General features: G+C 49.0%; 25 protein-coding genes. 11 read left to right on the forward strand and 14 right to left on the reverse strand.

Annotated features, from left to right (window positions below):
- Positions 1 to 206 precede the first annotated feature (206 nt).
- The 5 genes from gatB to Q7Q81_RS04885 form a co-directional block, all read right to left on the reverse strand.
- Positions 207 to 1,649 carry an Asp-tRNA(Asn)/Glu-tRNA(Gln) amidotransferase subunit GatB gene (gene gatB / locus Q7Q81_RS04865; protein WP_009145483.1) on the reverse strand — a complete coding sequence of 481 codons (1,443 nt, stop codon included), beginning with the start codon at positions 1,647 to 1,649 and terminating at the stop codon, positions 207 to 209.
- Positions 1,649 to 3,118, reverse strand: a complete 1,470-nt coding sequence (gene gatA, locus Q7Q81_RS04870) for an Asp-tRNA(Asn)/Glu-tRNA(Gln) amidotransferase subunit GatA (RefSeq protein WP_293808582.1) — start codon at positions 3,116 to 3,118, stop codon at positions 1,649 to 1,651. Before gatA ends, gatB begins: the two co-directional genes overlap by 1 nt.
- A 16-nt stretch (positions 3,119 to 3,134) precedes the next feature.
- Positions 3,135 to 3,422: an Asp-tRNA(Asn)/Glu-tRNA(Gln) amidotransferase subunit GatC gene (gene gatC / locus Q7Q81_RS04875; protein ID WP_009145481.1), complete on the reverse strand. Its 288-nt coding sequence runs from the start codon at positions 3,420 to 3,422 to the stop codon at positions 3,135 to 3,137.
- Between the two features lie 414 nt (positions 3,423 to 3,836).
- Positions 3,837 to 4,355, reverse strand: coding sequence for a hypothetical protein (locus tag Q7Q81_RS04880; RefSeq protein ID WP_304274060.1), 519 nt, complete (start codon positions 4,353 to 4,355; stop codon positions 3,837 to 3,839).
- A gap of 24 nt (positions 4,356 to 4,379) precedes the next feature.
- Complete coding sequence (locus Q7Q81_RS04885) at positions 4,380 to 4,934, reverse strand: hypothetical protein (protein WP_293823753.1); 555 nt, start codon at positions 4,932 to 4,934, stop codon at positions 4,380 to 4,382.
- A 288-nt stretch (positions 4,935 to 5,222) separates the two neighbouring features.
- Here Q7Q81_RS04885 and Q7Q81_RS04890 point away from each other — a divergent pair, with 288 nt between their 5' ends.
- The gene (locus tag Q7Q81_RS04890) at positions 5,223 to 7,853 is read left to right on the forward strand and encodes an autotransporter outer membrane beta-barrel domain-containing protein (RefSeq protein WP_304274063.1); all 2,631 of its coding nucleotides are present in this window, start codon (positions 5,223 to 5,225) and stop codon (positions 7,851 to 7,853) included.
- 253 nt (positions 7,854 to 8,106) lie between these two features.
- Positions 8,107 to 9,360 carry a hypothetical protein gene (locus Q7Q81_RS04895; protein ID WP_304274066.1) on the forward strand — a complete coding sequence of 418 codons (1,254 nt, stop codon included), beginning with the start codon at positions 8,107 to 8,109 and terminating at the stop codon, positions 9,358 to 9,360.
- Between the two features lie 126 nt (positions 9,361 to 9,486).
- On the opposite strand, the gene Q7Q81_RS04900 is transcribed toward Q7Q81_RS04895, so the two are convergent.
- The 9 genes from Q7Q81_RS04900 to rpmH form a co-directional block, all read right to left on the reverse strand.
- Positions 9,487 to 10,365 carry a ParB/RepB/Spo0J family partition protein gene (locus tag Q7Q81_RS04900; protein ID WP_304274068.1) on the reverse strand — a complete coding sequence of 293 codons (879 nt, stop codon included), beginning with the start codon at positions 10,363 to 10,365 and terminating at the stop codon, positions 9,487 to 9,489.
- Positions 10,366 to 10,376: 11 nt separating this feature from the next.
- Positions 10,377 to 11,096: a 16S rRNA (guanine(527)-N(7))-methyltransferase RsmG gene (gene rsmG, locus Q7Q81_RS04905; protein ID WP_304274071.1), complete on the reverse strand. Its 720-nt coding sequence runs from the start codon at positions 11,094 to 11,096 to the stop codon at positions 10,377 to 10,379.
- The gene (mnmG, locus tag Q7Q81_RS04910; protein ID WP_304274074.1) at positions 11,093 to 12,976 is read right to left on the reverse strand and encodes a tRNA uridine-5-carboxymethylaminomethyl(34) synthesis enzyme MnmG; all 1,884 of its coding nucleotides are present in this window, start codon (positions 12,974 to 12,976) and stop codon (positions 11,093 to 11,095) included. Before mnmG ends, rsmG begins: the two co-directional genes overlap by 4 nt.
- A gap of 808 nt (positions 12,977 to 13,784) precedes the next feature.
- Entirely contained in the window at positions 13,785 to 15,164 is a 1,380-nt protein-coding gene (gene mnmE, locus Q7Q81_RS04915) for a tRNA uridine-5-carboxymethylaminomethyl(34) synthesis GTPase MnmE (RefSeq protein ID WP_304274075.1), read from the reverse strand.
- A gap of 107 nt (positions 15,165 to 15,271) precedes the next feature.
- Positions 15,272 to 16,195: an RNA-binding cell elongation regulator Jag/EloR gene (jag, locus tag Q7Q81_RS04920; protein WP_246869426.1), complete on the reverse strand. Its 924-nt coding sequence runs from the start codon at positions 16,193 to 16,195 to the stop codon at positions 15,272 to 15,274.
- A gap of 28 nt (positions 16,196 to 16,223) precedes the next feature.
- Entirely contained in the window at positions 16,224 to 16,868 is a 645-nt protein-coding gene (locus tag Q7Q81_RS04925) for a YidC/Oxa1 family membrane protein insertase (RefSeq protein ID WP_009145469.1), read from the reverse strand.
- 45 nt (positions 16,869 to 16,913) lie between these two features.
- A complete protein-coding gene (gene yidD, locus Q7Q81_RS04930; RefSeq protein WP_044484312.1) occupies positions 16,914 to 17,123 on the reverse strand; it encodes a membrane protein insertion efficiency factor YidD in 210 nt (69 codons plus the stop codon).
- A gap of 15 nt (positions 17,124 to 17,138) precedes the next feature.
- Entirely contained in the window at positions 17,139 to 17,495 is a 357-nt protein-coding gene (gene rnpA, locus Q7Q81_RS04935; RefSeq protein ID WP_040565072.1) for a ribonuclease P protein component, read from the reverse strand.
- A 59-nt stretch (positions 17,496 to 17,554) separates the two neighbouring features.
- Positions 17,555 to 17,689, reverse strand: coding sequence for a 50S ribosomal protein L34 (gene rpmH / locus Q7Q81_RS04940; RefSeq protein WP_021718820.1), 135 nt, complete (start codon positions 17,687 to 17,689; stop codon positions 17,555 to 17,557).
- A gap of 355 nt (positions 17,690 to 18,044) precedes the next feature.
- On the opposite strand from rpmH, the gene dnaA reads away from it, so the two are divergent.
- The 9 genes from dnaA (at position 18,045) to Q7Q81_RS04985 (ending at position 26,187) form a co-directional block, all read left to right on the forward strand.
- Positions 18,045 to 19,424: a chromosomal replication initiator protein DnaA gene (dnaA, locus tag Q7Q81_RS04945; protein ID WP_009145465.1), complete on the forward strand. Its 1,380-nt coding sequence runs from the start codon at positions 18,045 to 18,047 to the stop codon at positions 19,422 to 19,424.
- 261 nt (positions 19,425 to 19,685) lie between these two features.
- Positions 19,686 to 20,795 carry a DNA polymerase III subunit beta gene (gene dnaN / locus Q7Q81_RS04950; RefSeq protein ID WP_304274077.1) on the forward strand — a complete coding sequence of 370 codons (1,110 nt, stop codon included), beginning with the start codon at positions 19,686 to 19,688 and terminating at the stop codon, positions 20,793 to 20,795.
- 11 nt (positions 20,796 to 20,806) lie between these two features.
- Entirely contained in the window at positions 20,807 to 21,031 is a 225-nt protein-coding gene (locus Q7Q81_RS04955) for an RNA-binding S4 domain-containing protein (RefSeq protein WP_009145463.1), read from the forward strand.
- A complete protein-coding gene (recF, locus tag Q7Q81_RS04960; RefSeq protein ID WP_304274079.1) occupies positions 21,031 to 22,149 on the forward strand; it encodes a DNA replication/repair protein RecF in 1,119 nt (372 codons plus the stop codon). The genes Q7Q81_RS04955 and recF overlap by 1 nt, the downstream gene beginning before the upstream one ends.
- Before the next feature lie 2 nt (positions 22,150 to 22,151).
- On the forward strand, positions 22,152 to 22,931 hold the full coding sequence (locus Q7Q81_RS04965) for a DUF721 domain-containing protein (RefSeq protein ID WP_304274082.1): 780 nt from the start codon (positions 22,152 to 22,154) through the stop codon (positions 22,929 to 22,931).
- Positions 22,915 to 23,175 (forward strand): extracellular matrix regulator RemB, encoded by a 261-nt coding sequence (gene remB / locus Q7Q81_RS04970; RefSeq protein ID WP_293391107.1) that lies wholly within the window; start codon positions 22,915 to 22,917, stop codon positions 23,173 to 23,175. Before Q7Q81_RS04965 ends, remB begins: the two co-directional genes overlap by 17 nt.
- 2 nt (positions 23,176 to 23,177) lie before the next feature.
- Entirely contained in the window at positions 23,178 to 25,118 is a 1,941-nt protein-coding gene (gyrB, locus tag Q7Q81_RS04975) for a DNA topoisomerase (ATP-hydrolyzing) subunit B (RefSeq protein ID WP_304274084.1), read from the forward strand.
- 32 nt (positions 25,119 to 25,150) lie between these two features.
- Positions 25,151 to 25,450: a hypothetical protein gene (locus Q7Q81_RS04980; protein WP_304274086.1), complete on the forward strand. Its 300-nt coding sequence runs from the start codon at positions 25,151 to 25,153 to the stop codon at positions 25,448 to 25,450.
- Positions 25,450 to 26,187 (forward strand): thiamine diphosphokinase, encoded by a 738-nt coding sequence (locus Q7Q81_RS04985; RefSeq protein WP_304274089.1) that lies wholly within the window; start codon positions 25,450 to 25,452, stop codon positions 26,185 to 26,187. Before Q7Q81_RS04980 ends, Q7Q81_RS04985 begins: the two co-directional genes overlap by 1 nt.
- The last annotated feature ends 32 nt before the right edge of the window (positions 26,188 to 26,219 follow it).

A 26,219-nucleotide genomic window follows, 5' to 3' on the forward strand; every position in this document is an offset into this window, starting at 1 on the left:
TAGCGCTAAACATGTGCGCTCCCCTCGCCTATCCGATGCGCTTTGCAAAAGTCCCTTGAAAAAGTTATTCGACAGCACTCAAAAAGGCTCCCCTCCTGAACGTTGCCGTTCAGACGGGGAGCCTTAAAATTACGCATACAGCTCATGCCGTTGCACACATCCGATTCGCACTCAACGAAGCAGATGGTGCTTTATGGACAGTTGCCTTATTGCATTTTTTCTTTGAGCATTTTAGTAACCATGCCCGGGTTAGCCTTGCCGCGAGATTTTTTCATGATCTGGCCAACGAGGAAGCCGATAGCTTTATCCTTACCGGCCTTGTAGTCAGCAACGGATTGCGGGTTCTCAGCAATGGTTTCTTCAACCAGCTTAAGGATAGCGCCTTCATCACTAACCTGCTCCAGACCGAGCTTCTTAACGAGAGCCTTCGGAGCTTCGTCCTCTTTGAGCATTTCGGCAAATACCTTTTTAGCCAGCTTGCTGGACAGCACGCCGTCTTTAATCAGGTTAACCAGCTCTGCTAAGTGTGCAGGGGTTACCTTGAAATCGGCAATGGTAATGCCTTCGTTGTTCATGTAAGCAGATACATCGCCCAGCAGCCAGTTGGAAACTGCTTTGCTGTCCTTAGCGGTCTTAACTGCTTCATCAAAGTATTCAGCCATAGCCTTGGTGGAAACGATCTGGGAAGCATCATATTCAGGCAGACCATGCTCGCTCATCAGGCGTGCCTGACGTTGAGCCGGCAGCTCCGGCAGAGTTTCACGGATACGCTCAATCCAGGCATCGTCCAGCTGTACCGGAACGAGGTCAGGCTCAGGGAAGTAACGGTAGTCATGTGCTTCTTCCTTAGAACGCATGGACAGGGTTACGCCGTTAGCTTCATCCCAGGTACGGGTTTCCTGAACAACGTGGCCGCCATCTTCCAGAACCTCTTTTTGGCGTTCAACTTCATAGTTGATAGCGCGCTCCAGAGCACGGAAGGAGTTCAGGTTTTTAATTTCGGCACGGGTACCGAATTCCTTAGCGCCTTCGGGCATGATGGAGATGTTAGCGTCGCAGCGCAGGCTGCCTTCCTGCATTTTGCAGTCGCAGACATCGGTATATTCCAGAATTGCTTTCAGGTTTTCCATGTAAGCACGAGCTTCAGCAGCACTGCGCATATCCGGCTCGGATACAATCTCAATCAGCGGTACACCTGCACGGTTGTAGTCAACTGCGGAGGAATCGGATGTGCTGATGGTTGCGCCGCTGTGGTTCAGCTTGCCTGCATCCTCTTCCATGTGGATACGGGTAACGCCGATACGTTTATGCTCGCCATCTACAACGATGTCGATATGACCGCCCAAGCAGATAGGCTTATCAAATTGGGAAATCTGATAGTTCTTGGACAGGTCAGGATAGAAGTAGTTTTTACGGTCGAATTTGTTGTATTTCTGGATATCGCAGTTCAGCGCCAGGCCAGCTTTGATAGCGAAATCAACAACCTGCTTGTTCAGTACAGGCAGTGCACCGGGCATACCCAGGCAAACCGGGCATACATGGGTGTTGGGCAGGCTGCCGAAGGCAGTGGAGCAGCTGCAGAATGCTTTAGTTTTGGTTTTCAGCTCGGCATGAACTTCCAGGCCGATAACGGTAATATATTTAGTCATTATTTGTTACCTCCCAGCGGTGCGAATACTTTATGATATTCGGTTGCCTGTTCAAAGGTATAAGCAGCACGCAGAATGGTTGCTTCGTCCAGAACCTTGCCGATCAGCTGCATACCGATAGGCATGCCGTCATCAGCAAAGCCGCAAGGAATGGAAATACCCGGCAGACCAGCCATATTTACCGGAATAGTGGTTACGTCCAGCATGTACATGGTCAGCGGATCCATCTTATCGTTGATGCCGTAAGCAGGAACCGGAGAGGTCGGAGTCAGCAGCACGTCGCATTTTTCAAACGCAGCTTCAAAGTCGCGGCGGATGAGGGTACGAACCTGCATAGCCTTGTTGTAGTATGCGTCATAGTAACCGCTGCTCAGTACGTAGGTGCCCAGCATAATACGGCGGCGTACTTCCTGGCCGAAGCCTTCGGTGCGGCTCATAGTGGTCATTTCCGGTGCGGAGGTTGCATCTACATTGCGATAACCGTAGCGAACGCCGTCGAAGCGTGCCAGGTTAGCGGAAGCCTCAGCAGGAGCAATGATGTAATAGGTGATTACAGCATATTCGGTATGCGGCAGGGAAACCTCAACGATTTCAGCGCCCAGCTCTTTATATTTTTCAACGGCCTTCATGATCTCAGCCTTAACCTTAGCATCAACGCCTTCACCGAAGTATTCCTTCGGCAGACCGATGCGCAGGCCTTTAACGTCATTTACCAGTGCTTTGGTGAAGTCGGGAACCTCTACGTCAAGAGAGGTGGAGTCCATCTCGTCCTTACCGCAGATAGTGTTGAGTACCAGAGCAGCGTCGGTTACGTCTTTAGTGATAGGTCCGATCTGGTCCAGAGAGGATGCGAATGCTACGCAGCCGTAACGGGATACACGGCCGTAGGTCGGCTTAATACCAACGCAGCCGTTGAAGGATGCCGGCTGACGGATAGATCCGCCGGTATCGGAGCCCAGAGTCCAGATAGCTTCGCCTGCAGCGATAGCAGCAGCGCTGCCGCCGGAGGAGCCGCCGGGAACACGGTCCAGGTTCCAGGGGTTGTGGGTTACACCAAAATGAGAGGTCTTGGTGGTGGAGCCCATAGCAAATTCATCCAGGTTGGTTTTGCCCAAGAAAATGGTTTCGTCAGCGCGCAGGTTTTTGATAACATGTGCGTCATATACGGGAATGAAGTTCTCCAGCATTTTGGAGGAACAGGTAGTGCGCAGGCCTTTGGTAGAAATATTATCTTTGATTGCGCCAGGGATACCTGCCAGCGGAGCGATTTTCTCGCCTGCGGCAATCTTGGCATCAACCTTGGCAGCCTGTGCCAGAGCGTTTTCTTTATCCAGGGTTACGTAAGCGTTAACCTGGTCTTCAACTGCGTCGACACGCGCAATAACAGCGTTAGTTAATTCGACGGAGCTTACTTCTTTGTTGACGAGCTTTTCATGCAGCTCGTGCGCAGTAAGTTTATACAAATCCACAGCGTTTGCCTCCTTCTTATTCGATTACGCGCGGTACCTTAAAGCCGTCATTGTGAACAGCAGGAGCGTTCTTCAATGCTTCCTCGTGGGATACGCCTTCTTTGACAACGTCCTCACGCAGTACATTGCTTACCGGCAGTACATACGGGGTAGGTTCGATACCAGCGGTATCAATTTTTTCAAGAATGTCGGCATAGTTAAGAATCTGGTTGAACTGTTCGGTGAATACTTCCATTTCAGAAGCAGGAACAGTCAAACGGGAAAGCTGTGCGATATGCTTTACGTCTTCAGCAGAAACTTTCATTTTTTCACCATCCTATAAAAACTCGTTTTATTTTTACAAATAACCTGTTTTATTATAACACATTTACTGAGCAAAGTACACTGAGTAAGGCGCTTCGTCAGCGATTGCGGGGATATTTTTAGGAAAAAGCGGCTTTTAAAATATTAGACAGCAAAACAATAAAGCCTCTCCTCGGGGAGACAAGGTGAATTGCCCGTAGGGCAAGAGAAGGCGCCCTGGGGCGGGTGGCATCGCGCAGCGATGACGGAGAGGGGTTCAACAAAATAAAATATATGCATAAGCACAACCCCTCTCAGTCGCCCTACTGGCGACAGCTCTCCCCCAAGGAGAGCCTTTCTCTTCGTATAGCATCCATACACACAAACATAAAAAGAACCGCCTCACGGCGGTTCTCTAAACTCAAAACATCTGGCGCTATTTCCCTTCTCGCTTGCTAACCTTAGTATACAGCCTTTTTAAAATATCCATTGCCTCATCCTGCTGCATACTGCTTAGCTGCGGCTTTACCTTGCGTCTGTTTTTATTTTTATAGCTGCCAAGAGCAATATAAAACTCTGTTGTCGTCGCATCATGCGCAAACAGCTTCTCAGCCTGCTTTTGCTTCTGCTCCGTAAGCGGCAGTTTTTGGATAAAAGCATCTAGCTCTGCCAAATCCTCACTTGTCACCTCTGCCGACGACAGCAGGCAATTCCCGCCCTTTTTATCGACAAAAAAGCAGCTGAAGGTACCCTGCCCTTCCTTAAAGGGATCATAATTAACCTCAAACCTGTAGCACAGGGTGCGGAACTGATGGTTCCGGTTCATATAAAAGGCAGACCATTCTACGTGTCTCATCTTATCTTCTCCTTGTACCGGCGCACAACCTATATTAACTGTCAGCAGTACAAGCATCGCCAGCAGCATTTTGGTGATTTTCCATAATTTACTGTGCATACCGTTCACCGCCTTTGTTAAACCTTAATTGCGAAGCGGAGCTCTGTCCTTAGCCTTCAGGTAAAGCTGCAGAAACTGCTTTTGCAGCTCCTCTCTTTGCTCCCCGCTCAAAGGCGCCGTCAGCTTCTTGACGCTTCTATCTTTATAGTTGGCGATACACACATCAAAAATCTCCATGGTTTCATCACAGACAAGCAAATCATCATCTACCGGCTCAGGTTCCTTGGGCGGTGCCAGCGGCAGTCCTTGGATAAGCGCATCAAGAGGCGCAAGCTCCTCGCGCGTCACGGGCACGCTCTCCAGCTCACAGCGCCAGATTTCGTCATTTAGATTTGCCGGAGCCTTAAAGCTGCAGTCATAAAGCATCTGCCCGCTTTTAGCATCCAAACGCAGCGCATAATTATAGCTATAATCATAATTCGAGCCGTTTCTGTATAATTGCATACCCGTCCATTCTATACGTCCCATGCTATCGCCTCCCCGCACCTGGGCATAAATCAGCTTTGCTGTCAGCAGCAGAAGCGCTGCCAATAACAGCAGATGAATAATTCTCAGCTTGTTGCTTTTTTGTTTGCGCATGCTGCTCACCGCCTTTTGCTATTCTTCTGATGATAGCATAGCGTATCAGCGCAGCTTTGTCCCTACCCGAAAGGCTGATTTCGGGTAGGAAGAGAAGCTGACTTCAAATTTTTTCACAAAATCAGCAAATTTTTCACTTCATCCTACCCGAATTTGCCATTTGGAGTGGGGCTTTTTCCTGCTTTCTGATATATAATGCAGATGTAGAAAAGAATCGGCTGATTAATTATTGTAATATTCTTAAAGTTTTCTTTATATTGGCCGATTTAAAGAAAGGTGGTCTTGTTTATGCAACGCAAAAAATTAATCTCCAAAACCCTGACAACAGCTGTAATGCTTGCGCTGTACATCGGGGTGGCACAACCATCCATAACTTCTGCACAGGAATATACTGACCAAATCACCGGTGCTAATGACGCTTATGCAGCTCATGGCATCCGCACTACTGTCGGTATGGAATCAACTTATACCTTCGCTGAGGGTGACGTAGTAAAATGGACTAACGCCTACCCTGCTGTTGAGGTTTGGGACGAAGGAACACATTTAAAATTTACTACGCCGCTAAATCTGCAGCTTGATATTAAAGATGGTGCTACCAGCGGTATTTATGCAACAACCTCTAACTACGATACTCCCGCCAGGCTCACTGCCCGAGATGTGAATATCACAGGTCAGTCTACAGGCTCTAATTATGATATAAACAGAATCTATATTTCCGGCATTGAAACTTATGCTGCCGATATCAAGATAGAAAACCTCAATATCGACATTACTGCCGACGGCAAGCCGGAAAGTATTGTTGATGGTATTTTCATGGGCCGCGATCCTGAGGATGAAGACAGTGAGCATACTCTGACCGTAACCGGCGCTACAAATATCAAGGCTGTTTCTAAAAATGGCTATTATGCCTGGGCAGCAGGCATTGAAGCCCTAGACCAGGCCAAGATGAACTTTGGCAAGCTGACAATCGCTACCGAAGCTATAGCTGAGGATTTAGCTCGTACTAACGGCATCTTTGCAGCAGGCAACTCCGAAATCAACGCCGGAGAAACGCATATTAACGTAAAAGGCATTTCTCCGAATCCTAATGAATCAAGCTACAGCTATGGTCTTAATGCTATCCACAGCTCCACCATTACTCTCGGTGACAACAGCACTATTCACGCTGAAAGCAGCGGCGATGGTGCGGTTATGACCGTTGGTGTTCGTGCAGGGTACCATTCCGAAGTCAACCTGGGCATTACGAATATCAGAGCTGAAAACAATAGTGCCGAAGGTACTGTTGATGTACTATTTGTCGAAGATGGCTCCGTTCTTAACATGGCCGGCGGCAGCATAACCGGCGCCAACAACGCTAACAATGGCTTGTTCAACGCTATCAACGCTTACGGCGAGGATCCGGATCCGACTTGGCATACCGACACTATTGTCAACATCAACCAAGGTACAACTAACGATGTTGTAATCGTTGGTGACGTACGTGCAGCCAACACCGCCATCGTTAACCTTAACCTGAACACTGACGCTTCCAGCATCACCGGCAATCTCGACCAAAGCGGTCCTTATGTAGACAAAGAGGATTCTGCCGGTAGCATTAACCTCATCCTCGCCAACAAAGCTACATGGCATGCCATGGGCCAATTCGGCAACGGCTACAGCTATCTGGAAAAGCTCACCCTGAATGACGGCAGCATCACTATGACCAATGAAGAGGCGCAGAACATTGACGTTATGCACCTGCAGGGCACCGGCGGTGAGCTGACACTGGAGGCTGACGCAAACCTCAATACAGGCTTCTTCCGCGTAAACAACGCTGACACCGACGCTGCCGCAGTACATACCTCCTATGCAGGCATCAATGCTGATAACGTGAAGGACGCAGCTGGCTTAGAAGGCCTTGTTAGAAACAGCCTGAAGATTCACGATGACAGTGCGGCAAAATTTGACGTTCAGGTAAACGAAGGTCTGCTCATCGGCCAAATGCAGGCAGATACCATCAACCATATTGACGGCAACGCAATCGCCAATGTCAAGATCGCACAAAGCACTACTGTGGATGCTATCAGCCATATGCAAAACGCTGCAGCACTGTCCTGGAGACAGGAGGACGCTACTCTCAGCAAGCGTTTAGCCGATTTGCGTCAGGGCGATGGTGACCAAGGCTTCTGGGTACGCTTGAACCGCGGTGAATTTAAACATGCCAATACCAAAAACCAGAATAATTTCTTCCAGATGGGTTATGATAAGGCTGGCGGCGATTGGCATTACGGCGCTGCTATCAGCCGCAACAGCGGTAAAACCACCTACGGCGATGCAACAGCGAAAAACCGTAGCTTGGCACTTACTCTGTACGGCACCTGGCTGGGCGACAAAGGCCATTATGCAGACATCGTGCTGAAGGAAGGCCGCCTGAGCAATGATTACGATATCTCTGCACCGATTGGCTTCACTCACGGTCAGTACAAAACCTGGGGCAGCAGCATCAGTGCGGAATACGGCAGAGAAATCGCTATGGGTGACAAGGCCTACTTCACTCCGCAGGCACAGCTTTCCTGGCTGCGTATTGCCGGTAAGGATTACACTACCGCCAACGGCATTGCTATCAGTCAGGACAGCCAAAGCAGCACCATCGGCCGCTTAGGCTTCGAGCTTGGCAGCAGACTTGGCGACAACGGTAATGTATACGCCAAAGCTTCTGTACTGCATGACTTCGGCGGCAGTGCTGACACCCGCCTGAGCTACAACGGTGTATCCACCACCTACAGCAACGATTTGGGCGACACCTGGTACGAGGCAGGCATCGGCTTCAACCTCAAAACCAATGATAACAGTTATCTGTATGCAGATGTTTCCAAAGCCTTCGGCGGCGACTACAAGACACCTTGGCAATGGAACGTAGGTATGCGCTGGACCTTCTGATAGGTTAAATTTCTTCAACTTACAATCTTATCCTATGCTGTAAATAAGCAGACAAAAAATTGTGCGGTCGTAAAAAGCCGCGCAATTTTTGTGTTTATCTCTAAAATTCAGCTGAATTTTGCTATTGCTACGATATTTTATCATCTTTTAAAATAAAACCAACCCCAACCTACCCAAAATTCCCCTTTCGGGTGGGGCGCTGACACTCTTTTTGCGCTATAATGAAGGCAAGATAAGGAAGGGAGATGTTCCTATGTTTAAAGAAAACGACGAATGTTGTGCTATACAATGCGAAAAATGTGGCGGCACCATGTATTCCGACGCTGCCAGCACCAGCTTCATCTGCTCCTTCTGCGGCAACAAGGAGCCTTGGCCGAACAGCGAAAAAATCCTTGATAGCGAAATCAAATACCGCCATAAGCCTGTAGAAGTTGTCAATGGTCTGGTGAAGCTGGGCCACGTATACTTTATGGAGCCCTTGCCGGAGATGCTCAAAAACAACACCCAAAGCATCGAAGATAAGCTGGGCGTTTTCAGCGCCCTCAGCACCAAGGTTTACGAAGAAAGCCACACCATCAAGCTACCCTGCCCGCTCTGCGGTGCCGATGTTACCGGTGAATCCACGCAGACTATTTTTACCTGCGAATACTGCGGTCACCGTCTGACGCAGGAGGAGCTGAAGGCCGGCGGTTACAACAAGGACCAGCTCATCGGCGCAGGCTCCCGCAGCTACCCCTCCATCGCCCTGCCCTTCAAGCTCACTAAGGAGCAGGCCTTCGGCAGAGCGCAACTGCTGATGAAGCGCGAGCCGATGTCCTTTAAAGGTGCGGAAAAAGCTATTAAAGAAAAATTTACGGCTTTCTATACGCCCTATACGCTGGCAGACCTGCGCGTCAAGGCACAAATCTCCAGTAATAAGGGCGACTGCGAAATTTATCAGGAGGTTTTGAACTGGGTATATCCGCAAACCTATGTCTTTGACGAAAACGCCGTCGATATGGTTGCTCCCTGGAACTTTGATGAATTCGCCCCATTTGACCCCGTATTTCTGGAGGGTGACGTGCATATCACCACCCGCAGCAATCTTTTCCCGGTAGAAAAATATCTTGACCGCATGATCAACGAGCAGCTTTGCAACAGGCTCTGCGAAAATTACGGCTTAAAGAATGTTAAGATTGAAAAATGGTCACGCAATATCCGCAAGCATTCGGCTGACATCATGCTGCCGATTTATTATGTTGACTATACCGACAACAGCGCCGGCGAGCGCTTCGTTATCGTAGTTAACGGCCAGACCGGCGCTGCCAGCGCCCGCTTCGTCAACAGCAAGGACAAGGTACGCAGCCTGCAGCTGCCCGCCAACAGCAAGCTGCCGCGCTTTGCCGAAACAACGCTGCGCACGCCGCCGATGATTGTGCGCTATGTTAAGCCCAAATTCCTGCATGAGGTAATTCCGCCGGAAAAGGGCTTCAAAAAGAGTCTTTTCCAGATGCTTAAATTCTGGTAAAAATCCGGCTATAGCCGGAGCATAATAAGCCATCTCCTTGTACAAAAAAGCAGAGAGCTGTGTTTCACGTGAAACACAGCTCTCTGCTTTTATCGTTGCTGCAGGATGCTTCCTGCTTTATTACTTTTAGAACAGGGGCTTGCTATTGCCGCCCTTCGGCTTCTTCTGGTTTTTGATGCGGACACTGACGATAACCTCATCGCCTTCCACCGTCTGCTCCATATTAACCGGAATGCCGACGTCCTTAATAGCGTTGACAACCTGCTTAATACTGTTCAGGTAAATGCGGACATCGTTGACAATCACCATACGGCGGCGTTTTTCCTGCTGGTTGTCCTCCAGCAGCTTGTTGATATATTCCTCGGTCTGGCGCACGCTGTAATTCTTGGCAACAACAACCTCCAGCACCTCCAGACGTTTGGCATCATCCTCCAGCTTCAGCAGTGCGCGCGCATGACGCTCGCTCAGACCGGCATCCACCAGCACCTTGCGTACAGCAGGCGACAGGCGCAGCAAACGCAGCTTGTTGGCGATAGTAGACTGCTTCTTGCCTACGCGCGCAGCCATAGCCTCCTGCGTCAGATGGAACTGCTCCATCAGCTGTTCGTAGCCTTCAGCCTCCTCCAGAAAATGCAGGTCCTCACGCTGCAGGTTTTCAATCAGCGCAATTTCCGCAATCTGCTGCGTAGTATAATCGCTGATAATAACCGGTACCTCCGTCAGCTTCGCCATACGGGAAGCACGCAGACGGCGCTCGCCGGCAATCAGCAGATAACGGCCGTCCTCCGCCGGCGATACCAAAAGAGGCTGCAGCACGCCGTATTGGGCGATGGAAGCAGACAGCTCCTCTAAGGCTGCTTCGTCAAAGCTTTTGCGCGGCTGATAAGGGTTGGGGAAAATCTGCCCGATGGGAACCTTGACTACCTTCACCTCATTAACGGCCTTACGCTCGCCGATAATACCGCAATCTGTATCCAATACCGAAAATCCATCATCTACTAACATATGCTTTCCCCCTATTTAGCGCCTAAGGGCTGTTTTTCCGGCGTACCTGCCTTACGCGGATATTGCGCCGGTGTGCTTTTGATTTTAGCTATCTTTATTATAGCACGTCCATCATCCAGACCGGGTAATTTTACAGGCTCCGCACTGAGAATTTTGCCGCCGAGAATTTTTACCGCAGCCTCGCCCTCGGTAATTTCCTCTGCAAACTTGCTGCCCTTCAGAGCGATAAACTGACCGCCCTTCTTAGCCAGCGGCAAGCAATATTCGCTCAGCACGCTCAAACGTGCCACAGCGCGCGCCGTTACATAGTCATATTTTTCGCGGTGCTTTTTATCACGGCCCGCATCCTCTGCACGCAAGTGCTCGCAGCGGATGCCCTTCAGCCCCAGCTCCTCAATCACCTGCTGCAAAAAGCGCAGGCGCTTGCCCAGGGAATCAATCAGAGTTACCTTCAGCTCGGGGCAATAGATTTTCAGCGGCACACCGGGAAAGCCGGCGCCCGTGCCCACGTCTGCCAAAGTTTTGCCGCCCATCTCCGCCTCGTAGGCCAGCAGGCTGTCTACCATATGCTTTACGGCAACCTCCTCAGGCTCGGTAATAGCGGTAAGGTTCATCACTTTATTGGTTTCCACCAGCAGCTCGTAATAACGGCTGAACTGCTCCAGCTGCAGCGGCGTAAAGCTCAAACCGGCCTCCACACCCTTTTCGGCTAAAATTTCTGCAAAGGTCATTCTTCCTGCTCCTTTCGGCGCTTCAGCTCCAACGCAATCATCAGCACGCTGATATCAGCCGGTGATACACCGCTGATACGCGATGCCTGACCGATATTCGCCGGACGTACCTTGTCCAGCTTTTCAGCGGCCTCGCTGGAAAGCTCCTTAATCGCACGATAATCTATATCATCAGGCAGGCGCTTGTTTTCCAGCTTCATAAAGCGCTCAACCTCCTGACGCTGTTTCGTAATATAGCCCTCATACTTGGCGAAAATCTCGGCCTGCTCCGCCACCTGCGGTGCCAGCTCCGGCAAGTCAAATGCCTGCTGCAGCTTGCTGTAGGTAACCTCCTTGCGGCGCAGCAAATCCAAAAGACTGCTGCCGCTGCGCAGCGGCGCCGTCCCCATAGCCTCTAGCTTGGCATTGTTTTCCGCATTGGGAGAAATATTCTGCTTGCCAAGCTCGCTCACGGTGCGCTCCAGCGCACTGCGCTTTTCGGTGAAAATGCCGTAGCGCTTATCATCAACCAGACCGATAGCTCTGCCCTTTTCCGTCAGGCGCAAATCCGCATTATCCTGACGCAGCAGCAAGCGATATTCCGCACGCGAGGTCATCATTCTGTAAGGCTCGGAGGTACCCTTGGTCACAAGGTCATCAATCAGCACACCGATATAAGCCTCATCACGGCGCAGCACCAGCGGCTCGCGTCCGTTAATCTTCATCATTGCGTTAATACCTGCCATCAGACCTTGGGCAGCAGCCTCCTCGTAGCCGCTAGTACCGTTGGACTGACCGGCACTGAACAAGCCGCTGATAGCCTTATGCTCCAGCGACGGACGCAGCTGCAGCGGATCAAGGCAATCGTAATCTATGGCATAGCCCGCACGCATCATCTTGCAGTGCTCCAGTCCGGGAATAGTCTGCATAAATTGCAGCTGAATGTGCGCCGGCAGTGAAGAGCTCATGCCCTGTACATACATTTCATTGGTACTGCGTCCCTCAGGCTCGATAAACAGCTGATGACGCTCCTTATTGGCAAAGCGCACAATCTTAGATTCGATAGACGGGCAGTAGCGCGGGCCGACACCCTCGATCATGCCGTTATACATACCGGATAAATGCAGATTATCGCGGATAATTTTATGCGTAGCCTCATTCGTATAAGTCAGATAGCAGGGAACCTGCTCACGTGTTTTGATATCGCTGATAAAGGAAAAGTTGCGCACCTCCTCATCACCGTACTGCGGCTCCATCTTGCTGTAATCCAAGCTGCGGGCATCAATGCGCGCCGGGGTACCGGTCTTGAAGCGCATCAGCTCCACGCCGTTCTCCAGCAGCGAAGCAGACAGCTTCTGCGCACTGCGCAGACCGTTAGGACCGCATTCATAATTAACCTGACCGTAAACAATACGGCCGCGCAGATAAGTACCGGTAGCCAGGATAACGCACTTCGCCTCGAAAATCTCGCCGGTTTCAGCCTCTACGCCAACAACCGCACCGTTTTCCACCAGCAGCTTATCAATCATCAGCTGCTTCAGCTCCAGGTTCTCCTGATCCTCAACAATCTTTTTCATCAGCGTGTGATAAAAAGGCTTATCCTCCTGACCGCGCAGAGCATGTACGGCATAGCCCTTACCGGTATTCAAAAGACGCATCTGGATACATGCCAAATCCGCACTTATACCCATCTGACCGCCCAAAGCATCAAGCTCACGCACAAGATGGCCTTTTGCTGGACCGCCGATAGACGGATTGCACGGCATCAGCGCCACATTATCCAGCGACAGCGTCGCCAGCAGCGTCTTGCCGCCCAGGCGGGCAGCAGCCAGCGCCGCCTCCACACCTGCGTGGCCGGCGCCAACGACAATTACATCAAATGTATCTGTAATATAACTCATCTTAATAGACCTCTTAAAAATATATGTATTAGTGAACGCACAACAAAATTTTTCATTGCAGAGCGATACGTTAATTGCGTCGCCATACGCCCCCCTTCCGCCTCGCTTCACTCGGCACCTTCGCTATACTAAGACCCATTTTTCATGTAATGAAAAATGCTGGTCGTGTTATACTCGAAGAGTGCAAGGGGCAGGCAAGAGAGTTCATAGAACACAATTAGCTTAAAGCTCTAACAAGCAATTAATATATCGTGTAAGGAATAGCAATTTTAGCAAATGAGTGTCTGGTACCATAGAAGTGTCGCAACTGTTTGAGCGCTAAGCCAACTACTTTAGCATAAATTCTTTGCATAGCGCAAGTTTTGCGGCACTTCGTCCTGGTTCCACACGAAATTTGCGTTGTGCCCTATGGCACGGGAAAATTGCTGCTGACTGGAACGATATTTAATTGCGGCGCACAACCCCCTTCCGCCTCGCTACGCTCGGCACCTTCCCCGAGGGGCAGGCAAGAGGGTTAGCAGAACACAATTAGCTTAAAGCTCTAACAAGCAATTAATATATCGCTTACACAACCCTCAGTCATCGCCTACGGCGATGCCAGCTCCCTTGACGCTAAGACTCAGTTTGTCGCAAGCTATGCGCCGCGAGAAACTGCTAGTCGTGCTAATGTCGCTTTGCGACGCAGGGAGCATATAAAAGTTCATAGTAATAACCAAAGTTAAAACTTCGCAATAATATTATATCTTCCCTGAAAGGGAAGGTGGCTGCGAGCTTCAGCGAGCAGACGGAAGGGTTGCGTCGCTTCCCCCTACTTACCGATACAGAACCGCTCAAAAATCTCATTGATAATCTCATCCTGCACCGTATCACCCGTAATCTCCCCTAACAGGTCAATCGCCGAGCGCACATCAATCACAATACAATCATACGGCAAATAATCCTGCGCCGCAGCCTCTGCATCCTGCAGACCAGCCAGCGCCTCACGCAGCAAACGCTCCTGACGCGCATTCTGAATATAAGCACCATCCTCCAGCGTACCCTTGCTGCCGTAAACATAGCTCTTCAGCCAAGCAGTAAACGCCTCAATACCAACCAGAGTCTTGGCAGAAAGCGTCATCACCTTATCAGCGCCAAAGCGCTCTCGCAGCTGCGCCAAATCAACCTGCTGCGGCAAATCGCTCTTATTCACAATCACCACACAGGGCTTGCCGGCCGCAGCCTCTAAAATCGCCTCATCCTCATCCGTCAGACCCTCGCTGCCGTCAATCACACAGATAACCAGCTCCGAATCCGCCAACAGCTGACGGCTCTTCTCCACACCGATTTTCTCCACAAAATCATCGGTAGCACGAATACCCGCCGTATCAGCCAGCACCAACGGCACACCGTCAAGCAGCAGCTGCTCCTCAATAACGTCACGCGTCGTACCGGCATACTGCGAAACAATAGCACGCTCCTCCCGCAGCAAAGCGTTCAGCAAGCTCGACTTGCCCACGTTCGGACGGCCAACAATAGCTGTACGCAGGCCCTCGCGCAAAATCTTGCCCGTATATGCATGCGCCAGCAAATGCTCAATCCCGCTGCAGACAGTGCTCAAACTCTCCTGCACCCTGCCATAGGTAACATCCTCGATATCCTCCTCCGGATAATCAATCACAGCCTCCAGATTAACAACAATATCCACAAGCTGCTTACGCAAAGTGCGCAGCTCACCTGCCAGCTGTCCCTGCTGCTGACGCGCAGCCAGCTTCAGGCTCGCCTCACTGCGCGAACGGATAATATCCATAACCGCCTCAGCCTGCGTCAGATCAATCCTGCCGTTTAAAAACGCACGCTTCGTAAACTCGCCGGCCTCCGCCGGACGCGCACCGGCTACAAAAGTCAGCTGCAAAATCTTCTTCAGCGGCTGTACACCGCCGTGGCACTGGATTTCCACCACATCCTCCGCCGTATAGGAACGGGGAGCACGCATATACACCGCCAGCACCTCATCTACAAGGCTGCCGTCCGTATCATAAACATGGCCATAAGCAAGCGTATTCACAGGATATGCACCAAGCGCCTTGCCGGAGGCCGCCTTAAACAAGGTCTCACCCACCGCCAACGCCTTTGGTCCGCTAATACGCACAATACCTACAGCACCTTCTCCAAGAGCCGTAGTAACAGCACTAATCGTATCCTCAGCCATATGACCCTCCTTCTTTTATCTGTACTGCATAAAAAAGCTCAGTACGGAAAAAAGGCTGCCGCAAATAAGCCTCTGATTAACTTAACGCGACAGCCTTGCTTTTTATTTTATTTTTTCAGCTCAATAACCACATGACGATAAGGCTCATCGCCCTCGCTCAGGGTAGTAACACGACGGTCACCCTGTAATGCCATATGGATAATCTTGCGTTCGTGCGGATTCATAGGCTCCAGGGCTACGCGCTCACCAGTACGTTTAACCTTATCTGCCAGACGTGCTGCCAGACGGTTAAGAGTTTCGATACGGCGGTCGCGGTAATCCTCAACGTCAATGATTACACGCACACGCTCGTTGCTATTCTTGTTAGCAACAAGATTGGTCAGGTATTGCAAGCTGTCTAAGGTCTGTCCATGCTTGCCGATTAAAATACCCATATCATCACCATGCAGGCGGAAGGTAACGCTGCCGTCATTTTTGTTGATGAATTTTTCCATAGCAACCTCAATATGCATAGCATTAAAGATTTTCTGCAAAAATTCCTTAGCAGCAGCAACTGCCTCATCACTTACATTGTATTTACGCGGTTCGCGGTTCTGACGTTCGCGACGCTCGCTCTTTAAAGCATTCAGCGCTGCGATAGCATCATCAACTGCATCATCCTTAGCATCTGCAGCCTTCTTCTTGAAATCCTCGGCAGCTACAGCTGCATCGGCCTTCACAGCATCAGCCTTTTTGGCCAAAGCACCGGCAGCTACGGTTGCAGCCACCTTTACTGCAGCTACAGCGTCGGCAGCAGCCTCGCTGACGGTTTTTTCAGCAGCGGGTGCAGCTTCGGCAGTTTTTTCTGCCTCTGCTTCTGCAGGTTTAACGCTTACGCGTACACGGGCATCCTTACGGCCAAAGCCTAAAAAGCCCTTTTTTGCTTCCTCTAATACTTCAACAACAGCCTGGTCGGCAGTAACATTCAGTTCTGCCAAAGCTGCTGCAACAGCTTCGTCCACGCTCTTACCGGTCTTCTCAACAAAAGCCATCTTTACCAACTCCTATACGCTTACACGCTTATTTAGCAGCAGCTCTGTTCATAATAGACTGCTGTGCAATCTGCATAATATTCATAACAACCCAGTACAGTACCAGACCTGCCGGGAAGGTCAAGCTGATATAACCGATGAACAGAGGCATGAAGTACATCATCATCTTGTTCTGTGCACCGCCGCCGTTTGCCGGCATAGTCTGCTTGGTCTGAATAAAAGTAGTTAATGCGGAAAGCACCGGCAGAACATAGGTCGGGTCTGCCTTGGAAATATCAGCCAGCCACAAAAAGCTGGTAACGATTTCCGGATGTGCTGCATAGTTGTAGTCACGGATACCGTAGAAAATACCAATCATAATCGGCATCTGGATGAGCAGCGGCAGACAGCCTGCCAGCGGATTAACGCCTTCGCTCTTATATAAATTAGCCAGCTCCATATTCAGGCGCTGTTTATCATCCTTATATTTTTCCTGTAAAGCCTTCATTTTCGGCTGAATTTCCATCATAGCCTTAGTTGACTGAATCTGCTTTTGAGTCAGCGGATACATAATCAGCTTAATAATAATGGTCATTAACACAATAGCCAGGCCAAGGTTCGGTATACCGACGCTCTCAGTAAAATTGTAGAGCACAGTTAACACCTGTTGTACGATATTAGCGAGAAAATCCAAGATATCACTCCTTAAAAAACAAAGTGTTATAGCTTAATAGTATGCTTATGGCACAGGGTCATAACCGCCCGGATGAAAAGGATGACATTTTGCGATACGCTTAATCGCCAGCCACGTTCCCTTCACAGGACCCTTCTTCTGAATCGCTTCAATAGCATACGCTGAACATGTAGGATAAAACCTGCAGGTCGGCGGTTTCAGCGGTGATATAAAAATCTGGTAGAATCTTATACACAAAATCAGTAACCTGCTCATAGCCTTCTATCCTTATTACTGCAGCAGAGCTGCTCTTTTTGCCAGTCTTAAAAATACACGCTCAAAAGTCTTGTAATCAGCCTTTGTCAGCTTCTTTCGAGCTACCCAGACTATATGGTAACCCTTTTTGAGTTCTGCCTTATGCATGCGGAATACTTCACGCATCAGACGCTTGACACGGTTGCGCACCACAGCACAGCCCAATTTCTTGCCTACCGCCAGACCGATTTTTATATCTTCGCCCTGATCCGGGAGAATATAAAAAACCGACATAGCATCGACAACAGTGCGTCCCTTTACATAGACAATCTGAAAGCTTTTCTTCGATTTAAGTCGATTTAATTTTTTTAAAGTAAACTTTTTCTTTTGCATCAAATGCACACCTGCCCGCATGGAAAAAATAGGCCACTTGCGCGGCCTATTTTATAATGTTATGCAGACAATTTCTTTCTGCCTCTAGCACGTCTTCTTTTGAGAACTTGACGACCGCCCAAAGTTTTCATTCTTTCTCTGAAACCATGAGTTCTTTTTCTTCTGAGATTGTTAGGTTGAAAAGTACGCTTCATTCAGTATTCCCTCCTTATCCACCGCAAAATTTTATCAATTTCTAATTTATGTGAATATTGATAGCTGTTATTTGCTCTACCAACGCAGTAACAATGCGCCTTCATCAGCACGTACTGCACCACGCAAGGTATTACTAACTTATTATATGGGAAAATAAAAACTTCGTCAAGTAAAAACAGCCATTTTTCTGCCATCTCAGAAATTTTTCTTGAAAATTTGCGAAGTTATCCACAGTCTGATAAAATATATGTGTATATCTAGCTTCACTTAAACCGGCGCTTACACCGCCCTTCCGCGGGCAATGCAGGCTGTCGTTTTTATTTTTCTAAAATCAGCGAGAAAGGATGTATCTATATGAATTCCTATGATTTAGCGGAAATCTGGGTCAGATGTAAGGACAAATTAAAGGAATCCTTTAATGAAAAAGTCTTTAATGTCTGGATTAAGCCGATTATGCCGTTAGAGGTGACAGATACCTACTATAAAGTAGCTGTCAAAAACGACTTCTTTAAAACAATGCTGGAGGAAAACTACGCTCAGGTTATCGAGGGTGTCCTGGCCGGCATTATGAGCAAAAATATTAAGCTCATCATCGAAACCATGGACAACGGCAGCAGCGGATCGGAAGCAGCTGAAGAAATGCCGGCTGTACCTGCCAAGCGCGAACAACAGCAGCTGTTTAATGAAAACACCTCTGTGCAGCAGCCCGATGAAAGCAACCTGAACCCCAAATACGTTTTTGAAACCTTCGTTATCGGCAACTCCAACCGCTTCGCCCATGCGGCAGCGCAGGCAGTAGCCAATGACCCGGCACACGCCTACAACCCGCTTTTCCTGTACGGCGGCGTTGGTCTGGGCAAAACACACTTAATGCACGCTATCGGCAACCGCATTAAGCAAAACAACCCCAGCATGAAGGTACTCTACACCTCCAGTGAAAAATTCACCAATGAAATCATCAATTCCATCCAGAACAAAACTACTGAGGCCTTCCGCCAGAAATACCGCAATATTGACTGCCTGATTATCGACGATATCCAGTTTCTGAAGGGCAAGGAGCAGACGCAGGTAGAATTCTTCCATACATTTAATGCACTGAAGGATGCCGATAAACAGATCATCATCTCCAGTGACCGTCCTCCGCGCGAAATCGAAACCTTAGAGGACCGCCTGCGTTCCCGTTTTGATCAGGGCCTCACAGCAGATATCCAAACTCCGGACCTGGAAACACGTATGGCTATCCTGCGTACCAAGGCCGCATCGGACAATATAGTCCTGCCGACCGAGGTCATCACCCTGCTGGCCACCAACATCGCCACCAACATCCGTGAAATTGAGGGCGCCTACAATAAAATAGTAGCATACACCTCCCTCATGCACATGCCCATTACCGTAGAAACCGCACAAAAGGTTCTTTCCGACATGGGCAACGATATCAAAACAAGAACCATCACATACGAAGGCATCATCAAGGTTGTCGCCGATCACTACAATGTTAAGCAGGACGAGCTGTTCAACAAAAAGCGTACCCAGAACATTGCCTTCCCGCGTCAGGTAGCTATGTATCTTTGCCGTGAGCTGGCAGATTTATCCTATCCGCGTATCGGCGAGCTCTTCGGAGGACGTGACCACACGACCGTTATCCATGCTTACGAAAAAATAAGTAACTTCAAAAACAGTAACCTCGCCTTCCAAAACGAGCTGCAGGAAATCATCGAAATCCTGCGGCAATAACAGTTAAAAAGTTATCCACAAAAACTGTTGATAACTCACCCTCAAGCTGTGTATAACTTTTAGGCATAAGTTGATAAAATTTCAGCCTGTAGATTGTGTGTATATTATTTCCCGGTTATCAACAACCTTATATACATGGGAAATAATACATCACAGCTAAGCTCAAAGCACTTTTCCCCACAACTAACAGGCCCTACTACTACGTCGACTACTTTTTATATATTATAACAGTATTAAAAAACCAAGGAGGACTGTGAACAAATGATAATTTCCTGTAATACCAACAGCTTAAATAAAGCAATTCAGACAGTTCAAAGAGCAATTATTTCCAAGCCAAGCACACCTATCTTTTCCGGTATCCATGTTATTGCAACAGATAATAAGCTGGAAATACAGGCTATGGATTTAAACATGGCTATTTCCTGCACCATTGATGCAGAAATTAGCGAACCGGGGGAAATAGTTGTTTCTGCAAAGCATTTTGCCGACCTTATCCGTAAATTACCTGCTGAAAGCCTGACCATCAGCAAAAATGAAGAAAAGCACTCTATCAAGGTAAGCTCCGGAAAATCCGAATATCAGCTCTTCTTAATGAATGAAGATGATTATCCTAAATTTCCCACCTTTGATGCAGACAGAACCATTGCTCTTGATGACAGCATGATTAAAGAGCTGATTAAAAAGACTATCTTCTCCTGCTCTACCGATGAAGCAAGACCTCTGTTCACCGGTATTCTGGTAGAAGCTAAAGACGGCAAAATTACCTTCGTCGGCACCAATACCCATCGTCTGGCTATCAAATCTCTGCCCTATGAGGGAAATGAAGAGCTCAGCATGATTATTCCGTCCAAGGTTCTGGGCGAAATTTCCCGTAACCTTACAGGTGAAGTACAGCAGCAGGTACTTATTTCCCTGCTCAATAATCAGATTATGGTTGTTATCGATAATATAGTTATTGTTTCCCGTCTGATTGAAGGTCAATTCCCTGATTATCGCCGTGTTATTCCGCCGAAATTCGCTCTGACCAGCAAGGTAAACATCAAAGAGCTTGCCGGCGCTGTTGAGCGTGTAGCTCTCTTTTCTACAGACGGTGATTACAGTATCATCAAAATGAGCGTAGCTGCCGATGAAATTACTATTACCAGCAGCAGCCCGGATGTCGGTACCGGCCTGGAGGTTGTTTCCTGCCAGACTGTCGGTGACCCGCTGAATGTTGCCTTTAACGCAAAATATATTCTGGATATCCTGAAGAACCTGGAAGCAGAGGAAGCTGTTTTGTCCATGAATACCTCTCTCAGCCCGGTATGCGTTACCTGTGCCGATGAACCGGATTACACCTACATCGTGACACCGGTACGTGTTGTTTTCTAAGGAGCGGCATTATGCAAAAAGAAACTGTAGAAATCACAACAGAATTTATTACTATGGATAAGCTGCTGAAGTTTTCCGGTGTTGCAGATACCGGAGGCCAGGCATTTCTGATGGTTGAAGATGGCGTTGTCCGCCTGAACGGCCAGCTGGTAACGGAAAAACGTAAAAAAGTACATCCCGGCGATGTAGTAAATATTGATGACCAGATAGAGCTGACCGTTGCCAAAGAAGCTTAATGAAGATCAACAGTCTTTATGCGGTTAATTTCCGCAACTATGAAAGCTGCAGCCTGCAGCTTTCATCTATGATTAATGTTTTTTACGGGCAGAACGCCCAAGGAAAAACTAATCTGCTGGAGGCTATTTTTTACAGTGCCTTCGGTATGTCGCACCGTACCTCCGCCGAAGAGGAAATGCTGAAAATGGGTGCCGACGCTATGGCCGTAGGCGTGGAATACGCCAGCTTCAGCGGCAGCCATGAGGTAAAAATCAAAAAGTACCGTCAGCATGAGCGCTGGCAGAAGGAAATATTGCTCGACGGTGCGCGCGTGCGTCCCAAGGAGCATTACGGTGCCCTGAATGCGGTGATGTTTTCGCCGGAGGACCTGCAGCTGGTCAAGGGCGAGCCTGCATTGCGGCGCCGCTTCTTTGATATGCAGATTGCCCAGACTGATCCTGTCTACTACGATTTGCTGCTGAAGTATAACCGTGTTCTGCAGCAGCGCAACCGCCTTTTGAAGGAGCTGCGCGATAACGGCGGCAGTCCTGAGGTATTGCAGCCCTGGAACGAGGAGTTCATCCGTCTGGCGGCAGCTATTGTACGCAGACGTTTGGCAGCGTTGGGCAAGCTGCAGGCTATTGCCGGAGAGATTTATTCATCCATTACTAAGGGCAGCGAAATGCTGCAGGTGCGTTACGAGCAGAAGGCCAACAACAGTACTTTGCTCTATCCGCAGTCTGCCGCGGAGGATTTTTACCGTGAGCAGCTGTCGGAGCGTCAGCGCCTTGATATCCTGCGCGGCAATACGGGTATCGGGCCCCACCGCGATGATTTGCAGCTATTGCTCAACGGTCTTTCCTTGCGGGCTTTCGGCTCACAGGGGCAGCAGCGCAGCGGTGCTCTGGCACTGAAGCTGTCGCAGCTGCAGTATGTCAAAAATGAGTTGGGCGAATTCCCCGTCCTGCTTTTGGATGATGTCATGAGTGAGCTTGATAACAGCCGCCGCGCTCAGCTGCTGCTGTTTATTGACGGCAGAGTGCAGACCTTTATTACAGTAAATGACCGCGAGCTGATACCGGAGCTCGCCGGCAATGCTTACTTTAAAATTTCCGGTGGCAGTATAAGCGAGGCCTGATTATGTATGCTGAGAATTTAGAGGCTGCGGAGGAGGTTATCCGTCGTTTGTTTGATCCGCGCCGTACCTATAAAAAGGCTTATATTTCGCCGGAAATCAAGCTGGCCTATCTGCAGCATTATCTGGAAAGCAGATGGACGGAGATTGTTGGCGAAAATCTGGCGCGCAGCTGTGCTATCGAAAAAATCAGCGGCAGCGAGCTTTATGTGCGCACGGCCAACAGCATGCTGGCCAACGAGCTGTATATGATGCAGCAGCTGTTTCTGCAAAAAATCAACTCCTTTTTGCTGGGACGCGTGCTGATCAAAAAGGTTTATTTTCATACCGGCAGCTTTTTCAGAAAGCAGCAGCAAAAGGAAAAGCAGGCCGAGCCGCCTGCCCCGCCTGCGGAATATACCAAATGCCCCGTATGCGGTGCCCAAATGCGCAAGGGCCTGGATATGTGCAGCGTCTGCGAGCGCGAGCAGCGCGAGGAGCTGCGCAGCAAGCTGGCGGAGCTGCTGCGGATTCAGCCCTGGCTGAAGTATGAAGATTGTCTGGCCTACTATAAATGTGATAAAATATTATTTACGGCTGTAAAGGAAAACTTACAAAGCTACTATTTTGAACTGGTGCGCTGCGGCTTTGCCGATAAGAAGGAAAGTTTGCTGGCGGTAATGTTTCTGCTGGAAAAGCAGCCTGAGGATATTACCCTTGCACTGTATGAAAATGCTTTGACTTATTTAAGGAGGGATCAGGGTGTATCTGCATTTGGGAGTAGATTACATGGTAAAAAACAGTGAAATAATCGCTATTTTTAATTTGAATCACCCTCAGTCAGTGGTTTATGACGATTTCGTCAAGAAGTACGGCTCCCGCTATAAGGTTGTCGATGCTTCCGGCGGCGAAGGCTATTACAGCTGCGTTCTGACCAATGATACGATGTATTTGTCCTCGATTTCTTCGGTGACTTTGAAAAAACGCGCTGAAACAGGTTTTCTGGACGGCGCTGCCTATACTAATTTAGAAATTTTAAAACGGAGGTAAATATGACCCAGGATATTGATATTGAAGAAGCTACAGCGGTCAAGGGTAACTATAACGCGGAACAGATTCACGTTTTAGAGGGCCTGGAGGCTGTACGCAAAAGACCTGCTATGTATATCGGCAGTACGTCATCCCGCGGTCTGCACCATCTGGTGTATGAGGTTGTGGACAACAGTATTGACGAGGCTTTGGCCGGCTACTGCAGTGATATCAAGGTAATTATCCATAAGGATAACAGCATTACGGTTATCGATAACGGCCGTGGCATTCCCGTGGATATGATGAAAAAGGAAAAGAAGCCTGCTGTTGAGGTTATCATGACAGTATTGCATGCAGGCGGTAAGTTCGGTGACGGCGGCTATAAGGTTTCCGGCGGTCTGCATGGTGTCGGTGTTACCTGCGTTAACGCTTTGAGTGAGCACATGGAGGTTGAGGTGCGCCGCGGCGGCAAATGCTACGGCATTGAGTTTGCTAAGGGCAAAACCTCGAAAAAGCTCTATGAAAAGGGCGATTGTGAAACTACCGGTACCACAGTACATTTCAAACCGGATGCTACCATTTTTACGGAAACGGAATACAGCTATGATACTCTGCGTCTGCGTATTCGAGAGCTGGCCTTTTTGAATAAGGGCATTACTATTTCCCTGACCGATGAGCGTGCGGAGGATAAGAGTGAAACCTTCCATTTCGCCGGCGGTATTATCGAATACGTTGAATTTATGGATAAGGATAAGGATAAAATTAATCCGAAGCCGATTTATCTGGAGGGTGAAAAGAACGCTGTTATCGTTGAGGTTGCAATGCAATATTGCGATACCTACAGCGAGAATATTTTTACCTATGTCAACAACATCAACACCGAGGAAGGCGGTACTCATCTCAGCGGCTTCCGTAAGGCGTTGACCCGCACAATTAATGCTTATGCGCGTAAAACCAATATGCTCAAAGAAAACGAGGATGCGTTGAGCGGTGATGATGTACGTGAGGGTTTAACTGCAGTTCTGAGCCTGAAGGTGCAGAACCCGCAGTTTGAAAGCCAGACGAAGATTAAGCTGGGCAACAGCGAGGTTATGCCTATCGTTGATAACTTGGTCGGTGATACTTTGGCCGAGTTTATGGAGGAAAATCCGCAGGTTGCCAAAAAGCTGGTGGAAAAGGCTATTATTGCTGCACGCGCCCGTCTGGCAGCACGCAAGGCACGTGAGCTGACACGCCGTAAGAACGCTATGGATCTTGGCGGACTTCCCGGCAAGCTGGCTGACTGCAAGAGCCGTAACGTTGAGGATACCGAGATTTATCTGGTCGAAGGTAACTCCGCAGGCGGCAGTGCCAAACAGGGACGTAACAGTGATTTCCAGGCTATTTTGCCGTTGCGCGGTAAAATCCTTAATGTTGAAAAGGCACGTCTTGATAAGGTGCTGAGCAGTGAAGAAATCCGCAATATGATTACTGCCTTTGGCTGCGGTATCGGCGATGACTTCAATTTGGACAAGGCACGTTATGGCAAGATTATTATTATGACAGATGCCGACGTCGACGGTGCGCATATCCGTACGCTGCTGTTGACCTTCTTCTACCGTTATATGCAGCCCTTGATTAAGGAAGGCCATGTGTTTATTGCACAGCCGCCGCTGTATTTAATCCGTAAAAACCAGAAGCAGCATTACTACGCTTACAGCGATGAAGAATTGCAGCAAATCCTCGACGAGGTTGGCCGCGATACTAACCCGTATGTACAGCGTTACAAAGGCTTAGGCGAGATGAACCCCGGCCAGCTGTGGGAAACAACTATGGATCCTGCTGCACGTACTATTCTGCAGGTTCATCTAGAGGATGCTGCGGAAGCAGACCGCATTTTCTCCATTCTGATGGGCGATAAGGTTGAGCCGCGCCGTCAGTTTATCGAGGACAATGCGAAGAAGGTTCGTAACCTGGACTTGTAAGCCTGATTGTTGCATAAAAAGAGGTGCTTAAAATGGTTAAGATAAAAAAAGGACTTTCCGATGTAGATATGCTGAAGGGCTTCAGCGAGGAGCTGACTTTTGAAAACGGCATGTATGCTGATGAAAAGGTTAAGCAAAGCAAATTGAAAGGTGCTAAGGCACCTGCTAAAAAGGAGCTGCTGCTGCCGGAAGATGCACAGGAGCGCCTGAATCGTTTTCTTCTAGAAATCAGCATGGAATGGCTGAAAAACAAGAATGGTGACTGCACCTGGAAGGTTCTTAAGGAAAACGGCCAAATTGTGATTAAGCCTGTCGCTGTAGCGAAAAAATAATGGCTGACAAGCTTTTTGTACTGCCTGAGCTGGAGCTGCGTGTAATGTTTCACGTGAAACATCACGCTGCTGCTCTTTTCCCTGCTGACACTTTGCTGGTGGTTGCAGGCGGACGCAGACCAAAAACTGAGTGGCTGCACAGCATTAGCAGCGGCAAGAAAATTTACTGCGCCGACCGCGGCGCTGAGTATTGCCTTGCAGCCAGCTGTGTGCCGGCGGAGCTGTTCGGTGACTGCGACAGCTCGTCACAGGCTGTTTATCAGCAGGCGCGCGCTGCAGGTACTGCGGTGCACAGCTTCAATCCCGCCAAGGATGATACCGATTTACAGCTTTTGCTGCACAATCTGCCTGAGGGAGATATTCTTGCCAGCGGCATCTGGGGCGGACGCTTCGACCATTTATACAGCAACGTCTATACTCTGCTGGGAGTAAAAAAGCAGCGTGACTGCCGTGTTATACTGGCGGATGACAAGGAATTTATGCTGCTGCTGACAGAGGGCGAAAGCGTAGAGCTGAAGCTGCAGGCAGCGGCGGAAGCTGTTTCATTGCTGCCCTTAAGCGAAAGCACGACAGTAGATTTTACTGGCGTGCGCTGGCCCTTGCAGCAGGCAACGCTGCGTCAGCTCTATCCTTATGCTATCAGCAATGAGGTGCTGGAAGGTGCCGAAAAAATCTGCTGCACCTGTCACAGCGGTGCTTTAGGACTCTATATCCGTTGGGCGGAAGGCAGTAAATAGTTAAAAGTGAATAGTGAATAGTAAGCAGTTAT

The organism is Phascolarctobacterium succinatutens, from assembly GCF_958453765.1.
GTDB classification, from domain to species: Bacteria; Bacillota; Negativicutes; order Acidaminococcales; family Acidaminococcaceae; genus Phascolarctobacterium_A; species Phascolarctobacterium_A succinatutens_B.